General features: G+C 49.1%; 34 protein-coding genes. All 34 read left to right on the top strand.

Annotated features, from left to right (window positions below; genetic code table 11):
- Positions 1-182 (top strand): elongation factor Tu (gene tuf, locus F4X55_03180; GenBank protein ID MYC40000.1); only part of this gene is annotated, 182 nt, incomplete at its 5' end.
- Positions 182-502, top strand: coding sequence for a 30S ribosomal protein S10 (rpsJ, locus tag F4X55_03175; protein MYC39999.1), 321 nt, complete (start codon positions 182-184; stop codon positions 500-502). The genes tuf and rpsJ, both read left to right, overlap by 1 nt.
- Positions 503-506: 4 nt before the next feature.
- A complete protein-coding gene (locus tag F4X55_03170) occupies positions 507-1151 on the top strand; it encodes a 50S ribosomal protein L3 (GenBank protein ID MYC39998.1) in 645 nt (214 codons plus the stop codon).
- Complete coding sequence (rplD, locus tag F4X55_03165) at positions 1138-1758, top strand: 50S ribosomal protein L4 (protein ID MYC39997.1); 621 nt, start codon at positions 1138-1140, stop codon at positions 1756-1758. The genes F4X55_03170 and rplD overlap by 14 nt, the downstream gene beginning before the upstream one ends.
- Positions 1755-2042 (top strand): 50S ribosomal protein L23, encoded by a 288-nt coding sequence (locus tag F4X55_03160; protein MYC39996.1) that lies wholly within the window; start codon positions 1755-1757, stop codon positions 2040-2042. The genes rplD and F4X55_03160 overlap by 4 nt, the downstream gene beginning before the upstream one ends.
- A 2-nt stretch (positions 2043-2044) precedes the next feature.
- Positions 2045-2887, top strand: coding sequence for a 50S ribosomal protein L2 (gene rplB / locus F4X55_03155; GenBank protein ID MYC39995.1), 843 nt, complete (start codon positions 2045-2047; stop codon positions 2885-2887).
- A gap of 15 nt (positions 2888-2902) precedes the next feature.
- Positions 2903-3181 carry a 30S ribosomal protein S19 gene (gene rpsS, locus F4X55_03150; GenBank protein ID MYC39994.1) on the top strand — a complete coding sequence of 93 codons (279 nt, stop codon included), beginning with the start codon at positions 2903-2905 and terminating at the stop codon, positions 3179-3181.
- A 19-nt stretch (positions 3182-3200) separates the two neighbouring features.
- On the top strand, positions 3201-3539 hold the full coding sequence (locus F4X55_03145) for a 50S ribosomal protein L22 (GenBank protein MYC39993.1): 339 nt from the start codon (positions 3201-3203) through the stop codon (positions 3537-3539).
- A 1-nt stretch (position 3540) separates the two neighbouring features.
- On the top strand, positions 3541-4233 hold the full coding sequence (gene rpsC, locus F4X55_03140) for a 30S ribosomal protein S3 (protein ID MYC39992.1): 693 nt from the start codon (positions 3541-3543) through the stop codon (positions 4231-4233).
- Entirely contained in the window at positions 4220-4642 is a 423-nt protein-coding gene (gene rplP / locus F4X55_03135) for a 50S ribosomal protein L16 (GenBank protein MYC39991.1), read from the top strand. The genes rpsC and rplP overlap by 14 nt, the downstream gene beginning before the upstream one ends.
- Positions 4642-4848 carry a 50S ribosomal protein L29 gene (locus tag F4X55_03130; GenBank protein ID MYC39990.1) on the top strand — a complete coding sequence of 69 codons (207 nt, stop codon included), beginning with the start codon at positions 4642-4644 and terminating at the stop codon, positions 4846-4848. Before rplP ends, F4X55_03130 begins: the two co-directional genes overlap by 1 nt.
- A gap of 4 nt (positions 4849-4852) precedes the next feature.
- A complete protein-coding gene (gene rpsQ / locus F4X55_03125; GenBank protein MYC39989.1) occupies positions 4853-5113 on the top strand; it encodes a 30S ribosomal protein S17 in 261 nt (86 codons plus the stop codon).
- A gap of 39 nt (positions 5114-5152) precedes the next feature.
- Positions 5153-5521 (top strand): 50S ribosomal protein L14, encoded by a 369-nt coding sequence (gene rplN / locus F4X55_03120; GenBank protein MYC39988.1) that lies wholly within the window; start codon positions 5153-5155, stop codon positions 5519-5521.
- Between the two features lie 2 nt (positions 5522-5523).
- Positions 5524-5853, top strand: coding sequence for a 50S ribosomal protein L24 (locus tag F4X55_03115; GenBank protein MYC39987.1), 330 nt, complete (start codon positions 5524-5526; stop codon positions 5851-5853).
- A gap of 4 nt (positions 5854-5857) precedes the next feature.
- Positions 5858-6412, top strand: a complete 555-nt coding sequence (rplE, locus tag F4X55_03110; protein ID MYC39986.1) for a 50S ribosomal protein L5 — start codon at positions 5858-5860, stop codon at positions 6410-6412.
- Positions 6413-6424: 12 nt separating this feature from the next.
- Positions 6425-6610 (top strand): type Z 30S ribosomal protein S14, encoded by a 186-nt coding sequence (locus F4X55_03105; protein ID MYC39985.1) that lies wholly within the window; start codon positions 6425-6427, stop codon positions 6608-6610.
- A 19-nt stretch (positions 6611-6629) separates the two neighbouring features.
- Entirely contained in the window at positions 6630-7022 is a 393-nt protein-coding gene (rpsH, locus tag F4X55_03100; protein ID MYC39984.1) for a 30S ribosomal protein S8, read from the top strand.
- 10 nt (positions 7023-7032) lie between these two features.
- Positions 7033-7581: a 50S ribosomal protein L6 gene (locus F4X55_03095; GenBank protein MYC39983.1), complete on the top strand. Its 549-nt coding sequence runs from the start codon at positions 7033-7035 to the stop codon at positions 7579-7581.
- The gene (locus tag F4X55_03090; protein MYC39982.1) at positions 7581-7955 is read left to right on the top strand and encodes a 50S ribosomal protein L18; all 375 of its coding nucleotides are present in this window, start codon (positions 7581-7583) and stop codon (positions 7953-7955) included. The genes F4X55_03095 and F4X55_03090 overlap by 1 nt, the downstream gene beginning before the upstream one ends.
- Positions 7956-7981: 26 nt before the next feature.
- Positions 7982-8512: a 30S ribosomal protein S5 gene (locus F4X55_03085; protein MYC39981.1), complete on the top strand. Its 531-nt coding sequence runs from the start codon at positions 7982-7984 to the stop codon at positions 8510-8512.
- A 32-nt stretch (positions 8513-8544) separates the two neighbouring features.
- Positions 8545-8976, top strand: a complete 432-nt coding sequence (locus F4X55_03080) for a 50S ribosomal protein L15 (GenBank protein ID MYC39980.1) — start codon at positions 8545-8547, stop codon at positions 8974-8976.
- Positions 8973-10301: a preprotein translocase subunit SecY gene (gene secY / locus F4X55_03075; GenBank protein ID MYC39979.1), complete on the top strand. Its 1329-nt coding sequence runs from the start codon at positions 8973-8975 to the stop codon at positions 10299-10301. Before F4X55_03080 ends, secY begins: the two co-directional genes overlap by 4 nt.
- Before the next feature lie 22 nt (positions 10302-10323).
- On the top strand, positions 10324-10896 hold the full coding sequence (locus F4X55_03070; protein MYC39978.1) for an adenylate kinase: 573 nt from the start codon (positions 10324-10326) through the stop codon (positions 10894-10896).
- The gene (gene map, locus F4X55_03065; protein MYC39977.1) at positions 10893-11657 is read left to right on the top strand and encodes a type I methionyl aminopeptidase; all 765 of its coding nucleotides are present in this window, start codon (positions 10893-10895) and stop codon (positions 11655-11657) included. Before F4X55_03070 ends, map begins: the two co-directional genes overlap by 4 nt.
- Before the next feature lie 14 nt (positions 11658-11671).
- Complete coding sequence (infA, locus tag F4X55_03060; GenBank protein MYC39976.1) at positions 11672-11893, top strand: translation initiation factor IF-1; 222 nt, start codon at positions 11672-11674, stop codon at positions 11891-11893.
- 19 nt (positions 11894-11912) lie between these two features.
- Positions 11913-12026 carry a 50S ribosomal protein L36 gene (gene rpmJ / locus F4X55_03055; GenBank protein ID MYC39975.1) on the top strand — a complete coding sequence of 38 codons (114 nt, stop codon included), beginning with the start codon at positions 11913-11915 and terminating at the stop codon, positions 12024-12026.
- 21 nt (positions 12027-12047) lie between these two features.
- Positions 12048-12428, top strand: a complete 381-nt coding sequence (gene rpsM / locus F4X55_03050; protein MYC39974.1) for a 30S ribosomal protein S13 — start codon at positions 12048-12050, stop codon at positions 12426-12428.
- A gap of 15 nt (positions 12429-12443) precedes the next feature.
- Positions 12444-12827: a 30S ribosomal protein S11 gene (rpsK, locus tag F4X55_03045; protein MYC39973.1), complete on the top strand. Its 384-nt coding sequence runs from the start codon at positions 12444-12446 to the stop codon at positions 12825-12827.
- 48 nt (positions 12828-12875) lie between these two features.
- Positions 12876-13514 (top strand): 30S ribosomal protein S4, encoded by a 639-nt coding sequence (gene rpsD, locus F4X55_03040; protein ID MYC39972.1) that lies wholly within the window; start codon positions 12876-12878, stop codon positions 13512-13514.
- A gap of 30 nt (positions 13515-13544) precedes the next feature.
- Positions 13545-14570: a DNA-directed RNA polymerase subunit alpha gene (locus tag F4X55_03035; protein ID MYC39971.1), complete on the top strand. Its 1026-nt coding sequence runs from the start codon at positions 13545-13547 to the stop codon at positions 14568-14570.
- Positions 14571-14594: 24 nt separating this feature from the next.
- Positions 14595-15203 carry a 50S ribosomal protein L17 gene (locus F4X55_03030; GenBank protein MYC39970.1) on the top strand — a complete coding sequence of 203 codons (609 nt, stop codon included), beginning with the start codon at positions 14595-14597 and terminating at the stop codon, positions 15201-15203.
- A 96-nt stretch (positions 15204-15299) separates the two neighbouring features.
- Positions 15300-16313 (top strand): LLM class flavin-dependent oxidoreductase, encoded by a 1014-nt coding sequence (locus tag F4X55_03025; protein MYC39969.1) that lies wholly within the window; start codon positions 15300-15302, stop codon positions 16311-16313.
- A 22-nt stretch (positions 16314-16335) separates the two neighbouring features.
- Positions 16336-17232: a TIGR01777 family protein gene (locus tag F4X55_03020; protein ID MYC39968.1), complete on the top strand. Its 897-nt coding sequence runs from the start codon at positions 16336-16338 to the stop codon at positions 17230-17232.
- A gap of 1 nt (position 17233) precedes the next feature.
- Positions 17234-17878, top strand: a complete 645-nt coding sequence (gene pdxH, locus F4X55_03015) for a pyridoxamine 5'-phosphate oxidase (GenBank protein MYC39967.1) — start codon at positions 17234-17236, stop codon at positions 17876-17878.
- The last annotated feature ends 4 nt before the right edge of the window (positions 17879-17882 follow it).

The raw sequence follows: 17882 nt of genomic DNA, 5'->3' as shown, positions 1-17882 counted from the left end.
CGACGGATGTGACAGGGGCGGTGGTATTGCCTGAGGGAGTGGAGATGGTAATGCCAGGGGATAATGTGAGCATGGACGTAGAGCTGATAGCGCCGGTGGCGATGGAAGAGCAGCTTCGGTTTGCGATAAGAGAAGGTGGAAGAACAGTGGGGGCAGGGGTAGTAACTAAGATTATTGAGTGATGGGTAAGGCTTCGAAAATAAGAATAAAGCTTAAGTCTTTTGACTACAGGCTTCTTGATAATTCCACGGAGGAAATTGTCGATACCGCCAAGAGAACCGGTGCGAGAATAGCCGGTCCGGTGCCGCTTCCAACCAGTATAAACAGGTACTGCGTGCTGCGTGGTCCCCACGTGAACAAGAACTCAAGAGAGCATTTCGAAATAAGAACGCACAAAAGGCTTGTGGATATACTTGAACCTACACAGCAGACAATAGACGAACTGATGAAACTAAACCTTGCTTCGGGTGTGGAAGTGGAGATAAAACTTACGGGCTCGTAAAAAAATGATTCAGGGACTTATAGGAAAAAAAAGGGGAATGACCGAGTTTTTCAACGACGACATGGTGAAGGTCATCACTACCGTTGTTGAAGCGGGTCCATGCCTGGTGGTTTCGAAGAAAACCAAGGATACAGACGGCTACGACGCCGTTCAGCTCGGTTTTGAAGAGGTAAAGCCCCAGAGAGTTACGCGTCCCATGAAGGGACATTTCGCAAAAGCCGGAGTGAGTCCCACAGCAAAGCTCAAAGAGTTCTCCGCCACGGTTGATGATTACGACATAGGGGATGTGGTAAAAGTTGATGTTTTTAAGGTAGGAGATGTCCTTGATGTCACCGCTAAGAGCAAAGGCAAGGGGTTTGCCGGAACCATAAAACGCCATAATTTCTCAAGACAGCCTATGTCCCACGGTGGCATGGCTCACAGAAGACCCGGTTCCATAGGGCAGGCTTCGTATCCGGCCAAGGTATGGAAAGGCATTAAGATGCCGGGGCGCATGGGCGGAAAGAATGTAACGGTTCAGGGTGTAAAGGTTGTTGATATAGATGTTGAGAAAAATCTTCTTTTTGTAAAGGGATCAGTTCCGGGCCCGGTGGGAGGAACTGTCTTTCTCCGGCACACGTCAAAGGGGGCGAAAGATGCTTCAAGTTGACGTCTACGACATCGCCAGGAAAAAAGTGGGGACGATGGAGCTTAGCTCCGAGATCTTTGAAGCTCCGGTGAAAAAACACCTGCTTCATGAAGTTGTCAACTGGCAGCTTGCCAAAAGAAGGGCTGGAACTGCGTCCACCAAAACAAGAGGCGAAGTCCGCGGTGGCGGGGCAAAGCCTTGGAAACAGAAACACACGGGTCGCGCGAGGGCGGGGTCCAGACGTTCCCCGATCTGGCGCAAAGGTGGCGTGGTTTTCGGACCGAAGCCGAAAGACTGGTCTTACCCGATTCCGAAGAAAGTCAGGAGGGGGGCGCTTGTCTCAGCTCTTTCAAGCCGCTTCAGTGAGGGGGCTATAGTCGTGCTTGACAGTTTTGAGCTTCCGGAAATAAAAACCAGACAGGTAGCGAAATTCATGAAGGATTTTGAATTTTCCCAAGCCCTTGTGGTTGTCGGTTCGGATAATGAAAATCTTCACAAATCTGCCAGGAACATCCCTGACGTAAAGGTGCTGAGAGATGAAGGACTTAATGTATACGACCTGCTTAAACACAAAAATATAGTCATGGTGCGGGATTCTGTTGAAAGAATTCAGGAGAGACTCTCATGAAAGATCCACGATCAATCATAAAGCTTCCTATAATTACTGAGAAAAGCACCGAAGCCAGAGAGGATGGCTGGTATGTTTTCTCCGTTGACAGAAGATGCAACAAAAAGGAGATACAGGACTCAGTCGAGAAGATCTTCGGTGTCAAAGTGGACAAGGTGAGAACGCTTGTGCTTCCTGGGAAAAGGGTGAAGAGATTCGGCAGGGTTGTAGGAAAGAGATCTGCGGTTAAAAAGGCTTACGTGAAGCTCAGGGAAGGAGAAATCAACTTGTTTGAGGGAGTTTGATCATGGGAGTAAAGAAATATAACCCCACATCTCCGGGAAGAAGGTTCATGTCCGGGTTTGATTTTGAGGAAGTAACCTCCAAAAAGCCCCACAAGTCCCTTACCGTTTCGCTTAAGAAAAACTCCGGCCGCAACTCAAACGGAAGAATTACAAGCTTCAGAAAAGGTGGCGGTCACAAAAAACGCTACAGGATAATAGATTTCAAAAGGGACAAGCACGGAGTCCCAGCCAGAGTCATCTCGATTGAGTATGACCCGTACCGTTCAGCCAGAATAGCGCTTCTTGCCTATGCTGACGGTGAGAAAAGATATATTATAGCTCCTGCTGGTCTTAAAGTGGGTGATGAATTGAACTCCGGACCCGGGGTGGAAGTTTCGGCCGGAAACGCTCTTCCCATAGAGAATATTCCTGTGGGTACGGTTATTCACAACATAGAAATGAGACCTGGAGGCGGGGGGAAGTTGGTTCGTTCCGCCGGTTCGGCAGCGCAGATTGTCGCAAAAGACGGTAACTATGCCCAGATAAAGCTTGCCTCCGGAGAGATAAGACTTATTCACCTGCGGTGCATGGCTACCGTGGGAAGAATCGGCAACACCGAAAACGAACTCATAGTCTGGGGCAAGGCCGGGAGGTCACGCCACAAGGGCATGAGGCCCACGGTTCGCGGGGTGGCAATGAATCCGGTCGATCATCCCCATGGGGGAGGAGAAGGCAAGGCGACCAAGGGAAATCCCCATCCGGTTTCACCTTGGGGATGGATTACGATAGGGAAAAAGACAAGAAACAACAAGAGAATGGACAAGTACATAGTTAAGCCGAGAAGAATTGGCTACGGAATGGATTAATCGCGGGAGCTTCAGATGGCAAGATCGAGCAAAAAGGGACTGTACGTACACGAAAAACTTATGAAGAAAGTTGAGCAGGCGCAGAGTTCCGGAAGCCAGAAAATCATCAGGACCTGGTCAAGAGCCTCAATGATAATACCGGAGATGATAGGAATGACTTTCGCGGTTCACAACGGAACGAGATTTATCCCCGTGTTTGTGTCTGAACAGATGGTCGGACATAAACTGGGCGAGTTCTCTCCCACGAGAACTTACCACGGTCATGCGGGTGACAGAAAAGCTAGGAAAAGATAATAATAACAGAGAATAACAGATGGTTTCTAAAGCAGTACATAAATATGCTAGGGTGTCGCCGAAAAAGGCTAGGGTGGTTCTTGACCTCATAAGGGGCAAGGGCGTTGAAGAGGCTTCCTCGATTCTGCTCTCCGCCCGCAAGAGGGTCTCGCCGCTGATCTCGAAGGTGCTGAAGTCGGCGGTAGCCAACGCCTCCGAGAAAGGATACAGCGACATTGACTCCCTTTACGTAAAGGAAGTCTACGCGACGCAGGGCCCGACGCTCAAACGTTTTCGGGCCAGGGCGATGGGAAGGGCTTTTGCCCGTAAGAGCAAGATGAGTCATATAACGATAGTACTTGAACAGAGGGGATTCTGAATTGGGCCAGAAAATTAATCCTATAGGACTTCGCATTGGAATAACCAGGTCGTGGGATTCCAAGTGGTTTGCCGAGAAGCAGGTGTACAGGTCTTTACTCAAAGAGGATATAGAAATCCGCAACTACATAAAAAAGACCTTTTATCAGGCCGCTATCTCGAACATTGAGATTGAAAGGGCTGCGGCGGACAAGGTCAGAATTCTTGTGTACGCGGCAAGGCCCGGGATCATCATAGGAAGAAAGGGTCAGGAAATAGAGCAACTGAAGAAAAAACTTCAGGGGATGACCGGAAAAGGCATATTTCTCGATATAAGGGAAGTAAAAAGACCCGAAACCGACGCGCAGCTAGTTGCGGAGAACCTTGCTCTTCAGCTTGAAAGAAGGGTTGCGTACAGAAGAGCCATGAAAAGAGTGCTTTCTTCCTCCATCAGAGCCGGAGTTTTGGGAATAAAAGTCATGGTCTCCGGCCGTCTGGGCGGAGCCGAGATAGCGAGAAGGGAATGGTATAGGGAAGGAAGAGTGCCTTTGGGAACGCTCCGAGCGGACCTTGACTACGGGGTTGCCGAATCGTCGACTACCTACGGAGTGATAGGTGTGAAGGTCTGGATATTCAAGGGCGAGATAATACAGAAAAAGACAAAAGAACGGGCAAGTGAGGCCCATGAGGGTGTAGATACCGATGCTTCAGCCTAAAAAGATGAAGTACAGAAAGCAGTTCAAGGGAAGAAACAGGGGAGCTGCGACTCGGGGGACGAAGTTCGCTTTCGGGGATCTCGCGCTTCAGACCGTGGAAAACGGGACGATTACATCAAGACAGATAGAGGCCGCCCGTATTGCTATCACTAGGCATGTAAAAAGAGGGGCAAATCTCTGGATAAGGATATTCCCCTATAAACCCATTACCAAAAAACCCGCCGAGACCAGGATGGGAAAGGGTAAAGGGGATGTTGACAGCTACGTAGCTCCGGTAAAAAGAGGACAATTCCTTTACGAGATATCCGGAGTAAGTGAAGAACTTGCGCGCTCGGCCTTAAGACTTGCTTCCTACAAGCTTCCTCTTAAAACCAGGATAGTAACCAGAAGCGAGGAGGAGCTTGTCTGATGGCGACAAATACCGAAGAACTAAGAAACCTCACGCCCGAGGAACTGAGCAAACGCCACCGTGATGCGGCAGAAGAGCTTTTCAACGTCAGGATACAGGTCGCTACCGGACAGAACTCAAATAACGCAAGAATAAAACAACTGAGAAGAGAAATTGCAAGAATACTTACCATAAAGAAGCAGCGGGATATCGTCTCAGGGAGTTGATTATATGGAAAGAGGAAAGTTAAAGACGAGAACGGGGGTTGTGGTGGGAAACAAAATGGACAAGACCGCGATTGTGGAAGTGCAGCGGACCAAGAGTCACGGCCGATACAAAAAGCAGATAAGAGTGAGCAGGAAATTTAAGGTCCATGACGAACGCAACGAGTGCAACATCGGGGACAAGGTTGTAATAATAGAGTCAAGACCCCACAGCAAGACCAAAAGGTGGAGGCTGGGCAAGGTGGTCAGCCAAGGCGCAGGCGCATAAGGCGGGTTTTTTGACTCCACGGACGACGGGAGAGAAGAAATGATTCAGTCAAGCACATATCTGGATTCGGCGGATAACACCGGAGCCAAAAGACTTTTCTGCATAAAGGTCCTTGGAGGTTCCGGGAGAAAATACGCGCGGCTTGGAGATGTGGTTGTGGTTTCGGTCAAGCAGGCCATTCCGAAGTCCAAGGTGGACAAAGGTTCTGTTCACAAGGCGGTAATAGTCAGGGTGAGAAAGGAGCAGAGAAGGCCCGATGGTACCTATGTGCGCTTTGATAATAACGCCGCCGTTATTATAGACAAGGAGAACGAGCCGATAGGCACGAGGGTTTTCGGGCCGATCGCGCGTGAACTGAGGTTCAAGGGTTTCATGAAAATTATCTCGCTTGCCCCGGAGGTTGTATGAACATGTCTGCTGGGAAAAGAAAGTTTCACATAAAGGCCGGGGATACGGTCTATGTGGTTGCGGGCAAGGAGAAGGGGAAAACCGGTAAGGTGCTGAGAATTGACAGGGATGCAGAAAAGGCCTTTGTGGAAAAGCTCAACATCATAAAGAGGCACAGCCGACCGACCCAGAAGAACCCAGGTGGTGGAATTATCGAGAAAGAGGCAGGAATCCACGTCTCAAACCTGATGCTCTACGATTCTGAGAGCGGAAAGCCCGCAAAGGTCGGTTACAGGATTGGAGAGGATGGCGGAAAAGTAAGATACAACAGGAAAACTGGAAAGGAAATCTGAGAAGATGATTCCGAGAATAAAAGATCTGTATATGCGCGAGGCCGTGCCCGCACTGGTTGAGAAGTTCTCCTACGGAAACACCATGCAGGTTCCCAGGCTTGAGAAGATTGTTGTGAACATGGGGCTTGGGAGGCTTAGTGAAGCGGGCAGGCAGACAAAGGTAATAGATGAAGCTGTCTCGGAACTGGCGGACATAACGGGACAAAGGCCGGTGATTACCAAGGCGCGCAAGTCCGTTGCGGGTTTTAAGCTCAGGGAAGGTCAGCCGATAGGCTGCATGGTCACGCTTCGGGGGGAGAGGATGTATGAGTTTTTCGACCGTCTGGTGAATCTGGCTCTTCCAAGGGTAAGAGATTTTAAGGGCCTTTCACCCCGGGCTTTTGACGGTTCGGGCAATTATACTCTGGGAATAAGAGAGCATCTGGTTTTTCCTGAAATAGATTACAGCAAGGTTCAGTACAACAAGGGTATGAACGTGAGTCTGATTACGACTTCAAAAACGGACGCTGAGGCTATGGAGCTTCTCGCTTGTCTCGGGGTGCCGTTTTCGAAGAATTAAGAGAGAGGGATTATGACAAGAAAAGCGTTACTTGAGAAATCGAAGAGAAAGCCAAAATTTCGCGTGCGCGCGGTTAACCGTTGCGCGCTTTGCGGAAGACCTAGAGGTTTCATGAGGAAATTCGGCATTTGCAGGATTTGCTTCAGGTCTCTTGCCAGTAAGGGACATCTTCCGGGCGTTAGAAAGGCGAGTTTCTAAGATAGATGTTGGAGAAAAAATGACGGATCCGATTGCAGATATGTTAACCAGGATAAGGAATGCCTTTATGGTCGGTCACGATCAGGTCGAGATTCCCGGTTCTGTTATAAAAGGCGAGATTGCCAGGGTTCTTACTGAGGAAGGCTACGTGGAGAGTTATGAAATCACCGAAGAAGGGGTAAAGAAGACCATAACTGTCAAGCTGAAATACGGTCCTGACGGCAAGGCGGCCGTAGAGGAGATAAAAAGGATAAGCAAGCCATCGAGAAGGGTTTACGTAGGCAAGGATGATATTCCGAGGGTCCGGGGAGGAATGGGAATTTCAATACTTTCCACTTCAAGCGGAATAATGACCGGGGTTGCTGCGAGGAGCCAGAACATAGGCGGGGAGATCCTCTGCACGGTGATCTGAGGACAAACGGATGTCAAGAATAGGAATAAAACCGGTGGTTGTTCCCGATGGAGTGACGGCGACGTCCAGAAGGGGGTCTGTTGAGATCAAGGGACCTAAAGGAAGCCTTAAGGTCTCTGTGCCTGAGGGCATAAAAGCCACGCTTCAGGACGGAGCAATAGTTGTTTCCAGGCAGAGCGATGAGAAAAGAATAAAGTCTTTTCACGGTCTTACGCGAAGCCTCATTAACAATTCCGTGATAGGGGTGAGCGAAGGATTTAAAAAGGTGCTTCGCATAACCGGTACGGGTTACAAGGCGGATCTTGTGGGCAAAACGGGGCTTAGGCTCTCGCTTGGCTATTCCCACCCGGTTGATTTCCCCCTTCCCCAAGGTGTGGAGGCTACTGTGGAGGAACGGGGCACACTGCTTTCGATTTACGGAATAGACAAGCAGGTTGTGGGAGAGACCGCGGCTCGCATAAGGAAAATAAGGCCGCCTGATTCCTATAAAGGTAAAGGCGTTCGTTACGAGGGCGAGAAACTAAGACTTAAACCCGGAAAAGCTGGAGCGGCTAAGTAATGATAAAGAAAAAGAGCAGAAATCTGGCGCGCAAAAGAAGACATCTTACCGTTAGGAAGAAGATAAGCGGTACCGTGGAGGTGCCGAGAGTTTCTGTTTTCCGTTCGGCAAAGCATATATATGCCCAGCTGATAGACGATACTGCGGAAACCACCCTTCTTCAGGCATCGACAATGTTTTCTGAAACCAAGAAGAGGCTTTCCGGGGAAAATATGAAGAAAACCGATGTGGCCAAAGAGGTTGGAAAGCATCTCGGAGAGATGGCCGTTGAGAAAGGTATAAAGAAGGTGCGTTTTGACAGAGGGGGCTACGCTTACCACGGAAGGGTGAAGTCGCTTGCCGACGGAATCCGCGAGGCGGGAGTGGAGTTCTAGGAGAAAAACTTAAGGAGGCTTTGGTTTTGGCAGAGGAGAAAATAAATCCGGCGGAACTTGAATTACAGGAGAAAGTGGTTCACATAAGGAGGGTCGCGAAGGTGACCAAGGGTGGGAAGAGGTTCCACTTCACCGTTCTTGCCGTGGTCGGAAACTCCGATGGAATAGTGGGTGCGGGTCTCGGCAAATCAAACGAGGTTCCCGACGCTGTCAGAAAAGCAGTTGAGAAAGCCAAGAAAAGTCTTATAAGGGTGCCGAGGAACGGCACCACCATACCCCATGGAGTCCGCACGCAATACGTATCAAGCAAGATTATGCTTCTGCCTGCTGCCCCTGGTACCGGTGTTATAGCCGGTGGCGCGGTGCGGGCGGTGGTTGAGCTTGCCGGAATACATGATGTTCTCTCCAAGGTTGTCGGATCAAGGAATCCGCTTAATGTTGTTATGGCGGTTATAAAGGGATTCTCGGAACTGCAGGTTCCCGAAGAAATTGCGAAGACGAGGAACAAAGAGATAAAGGACCTCGATCTTCCTAATTACTACGGCGCGGAGCGGTAAAACACGCGCTTAACAGCGGAGCGGAAAAGGAAATGTTAAACGAACTTTCACCGATCAAGGGAGCGAAAGCGAAAAGAAAAAGGGTAGGGAGAGGTGCGGGTTCCCAAGGAAAAACCAGCGGAAGGGGGCATAAGGGCCAGGGATCCCGTTCGGGGAAAGGGGTATCCCGGTGGTTTGAAGGTGGCCAGACCCCGCTTAAAATGAGAAGCCCGAAAAGAGGCTTCACCAACATATTCAAAAAACAGTACGACATAGTTAACCTAAAGGATCTGGAGCGCTTTTCCGACGCTGGGTCGGTGACAATCCAGGCACTTGTAGATGCGGGAATAGTAAGCGGCAAAAAGCCCGTGAAGCTGCTAGGCACTGGAGAGATTGCCTCGGCGCTTTCCATAACGGTTAACGCCTGTAGTGATGCGGCCGCGCGCAAGGTGAATGACGCGGGAGGCAAAGTGGAGATAGTATGAGCAGTAACGTCGCGTCACTTCCCAGAATTCCCGAGCTTAACAGGAAGCTTCTTTTTACCGCCGCGATGCTCGTTGTTTACAGGGCGGGGGTTTTCGTTCCGATCCCCGGAATCGACCCGGACCAGATTGCTAAGATGTTCGAGCAGACCCGCGGCACGATCTTCGACATACTTAATATGTTCTCCGGAGGCGCTCTTGAGCAGGCATCGATTTTCGCCTTGGGAGTGATGCCTTACATTACTGCGTCAATCATCATGTCGCTTCTGGTAAAGGCCTTTCCTTCTCTTGAAGCCATGCAGAAAGAGGGCGATGCCGGAAGGAGAAGAATAAATCAGTACACAAGATACGGCACCGTTCTTATATGCCTCGTTCAGGGTTTTATGCTGGCCGTAACCCTTGAGCGTGGCGGAGTAGGTGCGGCGACCGTCGCAAGCGCCGTTACGGATCCTGGGCTGATGTTCAAGATCACAGCTGTTCTTACCCTTACCGCGGGTGGACTCTTCGTTATGTGGCTTGGGGAGCAGATAACGGAGAACGGAATCGGAAACGGAATGTCTCTTCTTATTGCCGCATCGATAATTGCCAGTATTCCGGGGGCGTTCTGGAACCTCTCGAGGCTTGTTGGCACCGGGGACATTAGTATTCTCGGAGTTCTTCTTATTTTTGTTTTCCTTGGCTTTCTTATGGGTCTTATAGTTTATTTTGAGCGTTCCTACAGAAAAATACCGGTTCAGTATCCCAGAAGGGTTGTGGGAAGAAAGGTAATGGGAGGGCAGAGTTCCCATCTGCCGCTTAAAACTAATCCTTCGGGGGTCATCCCGCCGATTTTTGCCTCTTCGCTTCTTATCTTCCCCGCTACGATTGTTACGTTTGCTGATCTGCCGGCTCTTCGCAGTTTCTCGGACCTGGTGTTCCAGAACGTATTTGTATACAACCTGATCTTTGCCATACTCATAATATTTTTCGCTTTCTTTTACACCTCAATCATATACGACCCTGATGATCTCTCGGATAACCTGAGGAAAAACGGGGGGAACATACCGGGAATAAGACCTGGGAGGAAAACATCGGAATACATAGGCAATGTGCTCGGGAAAATTACGTTTATAGGAGCTATATACGTAGCGGCGGTCTGCGTGTTGCCGGCGTTTCTTGAGAGAGAACCTTTTAATCTGCCGTTTTACTTCGGGGGCGTGTCGCTTCTGATTGTAATAGGGGTAACGCTTGATTTCATGCAGCAGATCGAATCTTTTCTGATAACTCACAGTTACGAAGGATTTATGAAAAAGAGGGGCATGAAAGAACCGCAGAGGTACAGGTTCTGACGAAAAGGAGAATATCAAAGGAATTATGAGACTGATACTGTTTGGACCGCCGGGGGCGGGAAAGGGAACGCAGGCCGATTTCATAAAAGAGAAATACGGAGTTGCGCATATATCGACCGGGGACGTGCTGCGTGAAGCCATGAGAAATGAGACCGAGGTCGGACTTTACGCAAAATCGTTTATGGATAAGGGGGAACTCGTGCCCGACGAGGTCGTAACGGAAATAATAAGGCAGAAAATATCCGCTCTTGGCGAGGGAGGTTTTATGCTTGACGGTTTTCCGAGGACCCTGGAACAGGCGAGATCTCTTAACAATATTCTCGCCGATGCAGGAATCGGCATTGACGCGGTTATTTCCCTAGAAGTTTCCGACCAGGAGGTTGTAGAGCGAATAACCAGACGCCAGAAAATAGAGGGCAGGCGGGACGACACGGAGGATGTTATAAGGAACAGGCTGAGGGTTTACAAAGATCAGACCTCTCCTCTTAAGGATTTCTACGAGAAGGCCGGTGTTCTGCGTACGGTCGAAGGAGTGGGAGAAATATCGGATATCGCCGGGAGAATAGACGGCGTACTCGGGCAGTTGCAGCAATGATTCGCTTGAAGAACAGAGAAGAGTTAAAACGGATGAGGACCGCCGGCAGGGTAGTTTCCGAAGTGCTTATGAGACTTGAGGAAGAGGCAAGGGAAGGCGTGACTACCTGGGAGCTTAACGAGATCGCGGAAAGAATGTGTGCGGCGGGAGGCTTTAAGGCCGCTTTTAAGGGCTATGCGAATTATCCCGCGTCGGTATGCTTCGCGCTTAACGAAGAGATAGTGCACGGTATCCCCTCCAAGAAAAAGGTGCTTAGGAACGGAGACATAGTAGGAATAGATTTCGGAGTTGTACTCGACGGTTATTACGCTGACTCGGCGATAACGGTTGCGATCGGCAAAATCGGGCCCATTGCGCAGAAACTGCTTCAGGTCACCAGAAATTCCCTCTACAGGGGAATAGACATGGTGACAAGTTCAAACAGGGTTATGGACATATCAAAAGAGATACAGACCTATGTTGAGGGCGAGGGTTTTTCAATAGTCAGGGACTTTGTCGGTCACGGCATAGGCAGGGAACTCCATGAGGAACCGCAGGTCCCGAATTTTATTCCCCCGAATGGCTCGGGACGGGGAGTGAAGCTTCGTTCAGGAATGGTAATTGCCATAGAACCCATGGTAAACGAGGGGTCTGAGAGAACGAAGATACTTGAAGACGGGTGGACGGCTGTTACTTATGATGGTAAACTTTCCGCTCATTTTGAGCATACTGTGGCTCTTACGGATAACGGTCCCGAGATTCTTACCGAGAGGGTTCACTAGGAACAGGGTAGGTAATGCAGAAAGAAGAGAAAATAGAGTTTGAAGGAACTATAACGAAGGCTTTGCCCAACGCGATGTTCATGGTTGAAATAGAGAACAACCACGAAGTACTGGCCTATGTCTCTGGCAAAATGAGAACCAGGTTCATAAGGATACTTCCAGGAGACAGGGTAAAGCTTGAGATATCTCCTTACGATCTTACAAAGGGAAGAATCACCTACAGACTCAAAAAGTGAAGGCAGGGGCGGAAGCAAGGTGAAAACAAGGGCATCAGTAAAAAAGATATGTGACAAGTGCAAGATCATCAGGCGCAAAGGAGTCGTGCGGGTGATCTGTGTTAACAAAAGACACAAGCAGAGACAAGGATAGTGCGCAGGAGGATATGCCTTAATGCCTAGAATAGCAGGAGTTGACATACCGCTTAACAAAAGAGTGGAGGTAGGTCTTACGTATATCTACGGTATAGGTAGAGCAACTTCAAACGTCATACTTTCCAAAGCCGGTATAGACATAAACAAAAAGTCCGGAGACCTTGACGACCAGGAAGTAACGAAACTTCGGACGATAATTGAAGGCGAGTACACAGTTGAGGGAGACCTCAGAAGGGAGGTTCAGCTTAACATAAAGCGCCTCATAGAGATAGGATGCTACAGGGGCATAAGGCACAGGACGGGGCTTCCTGTAAGGGGACAGAAAACCAAGTCGAACGCGAGAACCAGAAAAGGCCGCAGGGGTACTGCGATAGCGAAGAAGAAAAAAGCCGGTAAATAAGAAGGGTTTTTCCAGATGAGCAAGAAATTCACCAAGAAGAAAACAAAGAAATTCGTTGAACATGGAGTGGTCAACATACAGGCTACTTTTAACAACACCATAATCACTGTCAGTGATATGAAGGGGAACGTCATAGCTTGGTCAAGCGGTGGCAACAGGGGATTTAAGGGTACGAGAAAGGGGACGCCGTTTGCAGCCCAGGTGGCGGCGGATGACGCGTCGAAAAAGGCAAAGACATTCGGGCTTAAGTCCGCGAATGTTTACGTAAGCGGTCCCGGTCCCGGAAGGGAACCGGCGATAAGGGCCGTTCAGGCCGCCGGGGTGAAAGTGACGATGATAAAGGATGTCACCCCGATTCCCCATAACGGTTGCAGACCTCCCGGAAGGAGAAGAGTGTAGACGTTACGGGAGAGGCCATGTTCACGTTTACTAGGAGGAAAAAGGTAATTGGCTAGGTATAGAGGACCATCGTGTAAGCTTTGCAGGAGAGAGGGCGAACAGCTTTTTCTTAAGGGCGCTAGGTGTTATACGTCAAAATGCGCCATCCAGAAAAGACCTAATCGCGGGCCTGGAGTTCACGGGGCTTCGATTGGCCGTTCAAAGTTCTCTGACTATGGAATAAGGCTGAGAGAGAAACAAAAAGTTAAGCGTATTTACGGGCTGACGGAAAAACAATTCAGCCGTTATTTTGCCGAGGCGGCCAGGAGAAGCGGGGTAACTGGTGCAATGCTCATACTGCTTCTTGAGAGAAGACTTGACAATGTGATCTACAGGCTAGGATTTGCAAGTTCGCGCAACGAGGCCAGACACTTGGTATGGCTCGGGCATGTTCTTGTGGACGGCAAAAGAGTCGACATTCCCTCTTTCAGCGTGAAGCAGGGAAACAAAATAGAGATCAAAGCAAAAACCAGAAGCAACTCGCATGTAAACCAGTCCCTTGAAGGCCTTGAGAGAAGGGGCTTTCCCCAGTGGCTTGAGCTTGACAGGGAAAATTACAGCGGGGTTGTAACCAAACTTCCCGAAAGAGAGGATGTGACGGTTCCCATAGATGAACAGTTGATCGTTGAGTTTTACTCAAGGGTTTAAAAAAGCTTGGCACAGACGGAGGGATGAAACTTGGAGAATTTTCAGAAAAACTGGAGAGATTTACAATACCCCAAAGCGCTTGAAAAAGACGAGCAGGTATCGACTCCTTTCTACGGCAAATTTATCTGCGAACCTCTAGAACCGGGTTACGGAATTACTCTTGGCAACGCACTTAGAAGGGTTCTCCTTTCCTCAATACAGGGTCCTGCGATTACTGCTGCCGTGATAGACGGGGTATCGCACGAGTTCTCTACCATACCGGGAGTTATGGAAGATGTTACGGAGATCATACTGAACCTGAAAAGCGTGGATCTCAAAATGCATACCTACGACCCGCAGACGGTAACTATAAGCATAGAGGGCCCGGCAGAGGTCAAGGCGTCCGATATAAATACCACCCACATGGTGGAAGTGGTTAATGGTGAGCAGCATATAGCGACTTTAGAGGATGAAGCTAAGCTTGAGATTGAACTCACTGTGAAGATGGGAAGCGGCTACGAGCCGGTATCGAGAAGAGAGACCCATAAGTCAATAGGCCTCATACATGTTGATGCGTTTTTCTCTCCCGTTAAGAAAGTTAATTACGCTGTTACCAACGCCAGGGTGGGGCAGAGAACCGATTACCAGAAACTTACCATTGAAATATGGACAAACGGTACGATTCTTCCCGAAGAGGCACTTGCATACAGTGCAAAGATTATCAAGCAACAGCTAAACGTTTTCATTGATTTTGATGAGGAACTCGTGGACAAAGTGGAAGAGGAAGAGTCCATGGGCATAAGCGGGACCGACGACAAGCTTTTTGTCCCCATAGAGGATGTGGAACTGTCGGTAAGATCTATAAACTGTCTTAAGAAAGCTGAAATAAAATACATCGGAGAAGTGGTTCAGAAGACAGAACAACAGCTTCTCGATCTTGAAAATTTCGGAAAAACCTCCCTCGAAGAGGTAAGCGCGAGGCTTAGGGAAATGGGCTTGAGCCTTGGGATGGCTATAGACACTGAAGTTTTTGAGAAGGAAAAGGAGAAGCGGAGTTCAGAGAGTGTCGAACAGTAATCGGGACCCGTATACGGTAGAGAAATGAGACACAGAAAATCGGGAAGGAAACTGGGAGTTACAACGAAGCACAGAAAGGCCATGTTCCGCAACATGGCTACCGACCTTCTGCGTAACGGCAAGATAAACACAACGGACACGAGAGCCAAAGAGATAAGAAGGGTTGTGGAGAAGCTCGTGACTCTTGGTAAAAACGGCAGCCTTCACGCAAGAAGAAAGGCCTTGGCTTATGTAAGGGATCGTGCAGTTGTGGAAAAACTTTTCTCTGAACTTGCCCAAAGGTATATGGAGCGCCCCGGCGGTTATACGAGGATAATCAAGCTCGGCTACAGAAGAGGAGATAACGCTCCTGTTTCCCTTGTTGAGCTTGTAACCGAAGAGTACAAGGCCAAAAGAAAAAGGCGAAAGGCAAAGCCCAAGGCGAAGGCCGAGAGTGCGCCAAGGAAAAGTTCGAAGAAAAAATCCGCAGAAGAACTTGGTCTGGTCGATCAAGAGGAAGCTGCCAAGAGCCAGACCGATGAACAGGACGAAGCCAAGGTTGCTGAGGCTGAGGTTGCTGAACCTGAAGTAGCCGAAGCCGAGTCCCCTGAACCGCAAGAACAGGCTGATTCTCCAGAAAAGGCAGAGGATTAGAATTCCTCCCGCTCACACTTATCAGAATTTCTCCATTTCCCCCCGCGTAATTTGAACGGGTTTTTTCCGCGTCCCTTATTATTTATAATAGACCTGATGAAAAGAGTCGGGTTTATACTTGATGCGGGGTCAATAGAAGAACTCAAGGATCTTGCGGTTGCCGCAGAAAAAGCGAATTTTCACTCCGTCTGGGCCACGGAACTTTACAGGACCTCTTTTCAGCAGCTTTCGGTTGTTGCTTCTGCTACCTCTAAAATAAAACTTGGTACCGCCGTTGCCCTTGCCTTTGTTAGAAGCCCGCTCATTACTTCCATTACTTCTCTTGATCTTGACGAAATAAGTTCGGGGAGGTTTATACTGGGTCTCGGTACGGGAGCAAAAAGAACAAACGAGAATTTTCACGGTGTTTTCTATGGAGACAGGCCGGTTGCGAGAATAAGGGAATGCGTGGGTTTAGTAAGGGAAATTATTTCTGAGGCCCATACCGGCAAGGAAATTGTTTTTGAAGGGCAGTTTTACCATATAAACACAAGGGGCTACAAGAGAGCTTTTAAACCCGTAAGAAGAAAGATACCGATATTCGTGGCCGGCATAGGGAGCAACATGGTTGGCGCTGCGGCCGAAATCGCGGATGGTTATATGGGGCATGTTGTCTGTTCACTTGAGTACATAAAAAAAATAGTTTCACCTTCGCTCGAAGAGAAGCTGGAGAGGCAGAGAAAAAACGGGGATTTTATGAAGTGCTCGATAATTACCTGCGCCGTTTCGGATGACTGGGAGAAGGCCAGGGAAGCCGCCCGGGCGACTGTAGCTTTTTATGCCACGGTAAAGGCTTACGATCCTCCTTTCAGGCTTCACGGTTTTACGGAAGAGGTGAAAGGGATAAGGGACGCTTTTCGCAGAAAAGACGTCCGCGCGATGATAGAGGGTGTCAGTGATGAAATGGTTGAGGCGTTTGCCGTTGTCGGAGATGCGAAACATTGCAGGGAGAAGGTTGAAAAATACAGAGAATATATTGACCTCCCTGTGTTGAGCGCCCCGCATTATTTTCTCGATTTCAGGGAGGTAAGGGAGTACCAGGAGCGACTGATCGAGGCTTTTGCCTCGTGACCCGGTCTTTTCAGCTAGGAATATGAAAATACTTATCTCAGGATCTAGTGGAACCGTGGGAACTCATCTTCTCAGAGTTCTTTCCTCGGATTCATCTGATATATGGCGTCTTGTAAGGTCGCGCACGGAAGGAGAGAATCTAATTTTCTGGGATCCAGAGGGGGGCCATGTCGATGATCCATCTTTGCTTGAGGGTTTTGATGCCGTTGTTCATCTCTCGGGAGAGAATATAGTGTGCAGATGGACCGAAAAGAAAAAGAACTCGATACGGCGGAGCAGGGTACTCAGTACCCGCTATTTGGTGAGTCTTTTCTCCGGACTTCAAGATCCCCCCAAAAGCTTTATCTGTGCATCGGCGGTCGGATATTATGGAGACAGGGGAGAAGAAAGACTCACTGAGCGCTCCAAGGTCGGCTCGGGTTTTCTTCCCGATACTTGCCTGGAGTGGGAAAATGAGGCCAACAGGGCCTCTGATCTTGGCGTAAGGGTCATAAATCTGCGTATGGGTGTTGTCCTAAGTCCCGAAGGCGGCATGTTGAGTTCCTTGTTGCTTCCCTTTAAGATGGGCCTTGGAGGAGTTATCGGAAGCGGGGACCAATACCTAAGCTGGATATCGATAGAAGATCTTTCACGGATAATTGTTTATCTGTTGGGACGTGAGGAGGTAAGAGGACCCGTCAACGCGGTATCCCCGAATCCGGTGACTAACAGGGAATTTACCACTGCGCTTGCAACGGTTCTGCGAAGGCCTGCATTGCTTACAATTCCCGCGTTTGCCGTACGGCTTTTCTTCGGAGAGATGGGTCGCAGCACGATGCTTGCCGGCAGTATGGTTTTCCCTGAGAAACTTCTTTCCTCCGGTTACGAGTTCTTACACAAAGATCTGAGACCAACGCTTGAGGATGTTGTTTTGAGATAAAATGTCGAAGAAAGATAAGTTCCATTCACGCCAGTACCTGAAACTGAAGCTTGAGAGAAAAGATCTTGATGAAGATCCGTTTGTCCAGTTTCACTTCTGGTACGGTGAGGTTCTCAAAGCGGAAATCGATTTTCCAAACGCTTTTATTCTTTCTACGGTGGGAGCCAACGGCATTCCGTCCTCAAGAGTGGTGCTCCTCAAGGGTTATGACGAAAGAGGTTTTTCCTTCTATTCAAATTCCCTTAGTCGCAAGGGAAGAGATGTAGCCGAGAACCCGGTCGCTTCGCTTTGCTTCTGGTGGCCTGAATTTGAAAGGCAGGTAAAAGTGGACGGCGAGGTTTCCATTCTGCCCGAACGGGAAGCCGATGAGTACTTTGCGTCAAGGCCTCGTCAAAGTCGCATAGGAGCATGTGTTTCAAGACAGAGCGAAGTCCTTGCAAGCAGGCGGTTGCTTGAAGATCAATACGCCCAGTTTCGCTCTGAGTGGAAAGGGAAAAGTATAGTGCGACCCGACTTCTGGAAAGGATACGTGGTGAACCCTCTTCGCTTTGAGTTCTGGCAGGGAAGGAAAAACAGGCTTCACGACCGTTTCAGGTACCTTCCTTCCCCTGACGGCGGCTGGGTCATAGACAGGCTTTATCCATAATCTT

This window comes from Candidatus Dadabacteria bacterium (genome assembly GCA_009840385.1).
GTDB lineage: Bacteria > Desulfobacterota_D > UBA1144 > Nemesobacterales > Nemesobacteraceae > Nemesobacter > Nemesobacter australis.
The sequence above is the reverse complement of the archived record's forward strand: the minus strand, read 5'-3'. Positions and strand labels throughout refer to the sequence as shown.

Excerpts from the sequence above, each read along its gene's own strand:
- rplD (MYC39997.1), top strand. The coding sequence starts at position 1,138 with ATGCTTCAAGTTGACGTCTACGACATCGCCAGGAAAAAAGTGGGGACG.
- F4X55_03170 (MYC39998.1), top strand. The coding sequence starts at position 507 with ATGATTCAGGGACTTATAGGAAAAAAAAGGGGAATGACCGAGTTTTTC.
- F4X55_03090 (MYC39982.1), top strand. The coding sequence starts at position 7,581 with ATGATAAAGAAAAAGAGCAGAAATCTGGCGCGCAAAAGAAGACATCTT.
- rplN (MYC39988.1), top strand. The coding sequence starts at position 5,153 with ATGATTCAGTCAAGCACATATCTGGATTCGGCGGATAACACCGGAGCC.
- F4X55_03025 (MYC39969.1), top strand. The coding sequence starts at position 15,300 with ATGAAAAGAGTCGGGTTTATACTTGATGCGGGGTCAATAGAAGAACTC.
- rpsS (MYC39994.1), top strand. The coding sequence starts at position 2,903 with ATGGCAAGATCGAGCAAAAAGGGACTGTACGTACACGAAAAACTTATG.
- rpsH (MYC39984.1), top strand. The coding sequence starts at position 6,630 with ATGACGGATCCGATTGCAGATATGTTAACCAGGATAAGGAATGCCTTT.
- rplP (MYC39991.1), top strand. The coding sequence starts at position 4,220 with ATGCTTCAGCCTAAAAAGATGAAGTACAGAAAGCAGTTCAAGGGAAGA.
- F4X55_03030 (MYC39970.1), top strand. The coding sequence starts at position 14,595 with ATGAGACACAGAAAATCGGGAAGGAAACTGGGAGTTACAACGAAGCAC.
- secY (MYC39979.1), top strand. The coding sequence starts at position 8,973 with ATGAGCAGTAACGTCGCGTCACTTCCCAGAATTCCCGAGCTTAACAGG.
- rpsJ (MYC39999.1), top strand. The coding sequence starts at position 182 with ATGGGTAAGGCTTCGAAAATAAGAATAAAGCTTAAGTCTTTTGACTAC.
- rpsQ (MYC39989.1), top strand. The coding sequence starts at position 4,853 with ATGGAAAGAGGAAAGTTAAAGACGAGAACGGGGGTTGTGGTGGGAAAC.
- F4X55_03105 (MYC39985.1), top strand. The coding sequence starts at position 6,425 with ATGACAAGAAAAGCGTTACTTGAGAAATCGAAGAGAAAGCCAAAATTT.
- F4X55_03130 (MYC39990.1), top strand. The coding sequence starts at position 4,642 with ATGGCGACAAATACCGAAGAACTAAGAAACCTCACGCCCGAGGAACTG.
- map (MYC39977.1), top strand. The coding sequence starts at position 10,893 with ATGATTCGCTTGAAGAACAGAGAAGAGTTAAAACGGATGAGGACCGCC.
- F4X55_03080 (MYC39980.1), top strand. The coding sequence starts at position 8,545 with ATGTTAAACGAACTTTCACCGATCAAGGGAGCGAAAGCGAAAAGAAAA.
- F4X55_03160 (MYC39996.1), top strand. The coding sequence starts at position 1,755 with ATGAAAGATCCACGATCAATCATAAAGCTTCCTATAATTACTGAGAAA.
- pdxH (MYC39967.1), top strand. The coding sequence starts at position 17,234 with ATGTCGAAGAAAGATAAGTTCCATTCACGCCAGTACCTGAAACTGAAG.
- rplE (MYC39986.1), top strand. The coding sequence starts at position 5,858 with ATGATTCCGAGAATAAAAGATCTGTATATGCGCGAGGCCGTGCCCGCA.
- F4X55_03095 (MYC39983.1), top strand. The coding sequence starts at position 7,033 with ATGTCAAGAATAGGAATAAAACCGGTGGTTGTTCCCGATGGAGTGACG.
- rpsK (MYC39973.1), top strand. The coding sequence starts at position 12,444 with ATGAGCAAGAAATTCACCAAGAAGAAAACAAAGAAATTCGTTGAACAT.
- rplB (MYC39995.1), top strand. The coding sequence starts at position 2,045 with ATGGGAGTAAAGAAATATAACCCCACATCTCCGGGAAGAAGGTTCATG.
- F4X55_03145 (MYC39993.1), top strand. The coding sequence starts at position 3,201 with ATGGTTTCTAAAGCAGTACATAAATATGCTAGGGTGTCGCCGAAAAAG.
- F4X55_03115 (MYC39987.1), top strand. The coding sequence starts at position 5,524 with ATGTCTGCTGGGAAAAGAAAGTTTCACATAAAGGCCGGGGATACGGTC.
- infA (MYC39976.1), top strand. The coding sequence starts at position 11,672 with ATGCAGAAAGAAGAGAAAATAGAGTTTGAAGGAACTATAACGAAGGCT.
- rpsM (MYC39974.1), top strand. The coding sequence starts at position 12,048 with ATGCCTAGAATAGCAGGAGTTGACATACCGCTTAACAAAAGAGTGGAG.
- F4X55_03020 (MYC39968.1), top strand. The coding sequence starts at position 16,336 with ATGAAAATACTTATCTCAGGATCTAGTGGAACCGTGGGAACTCATCTT.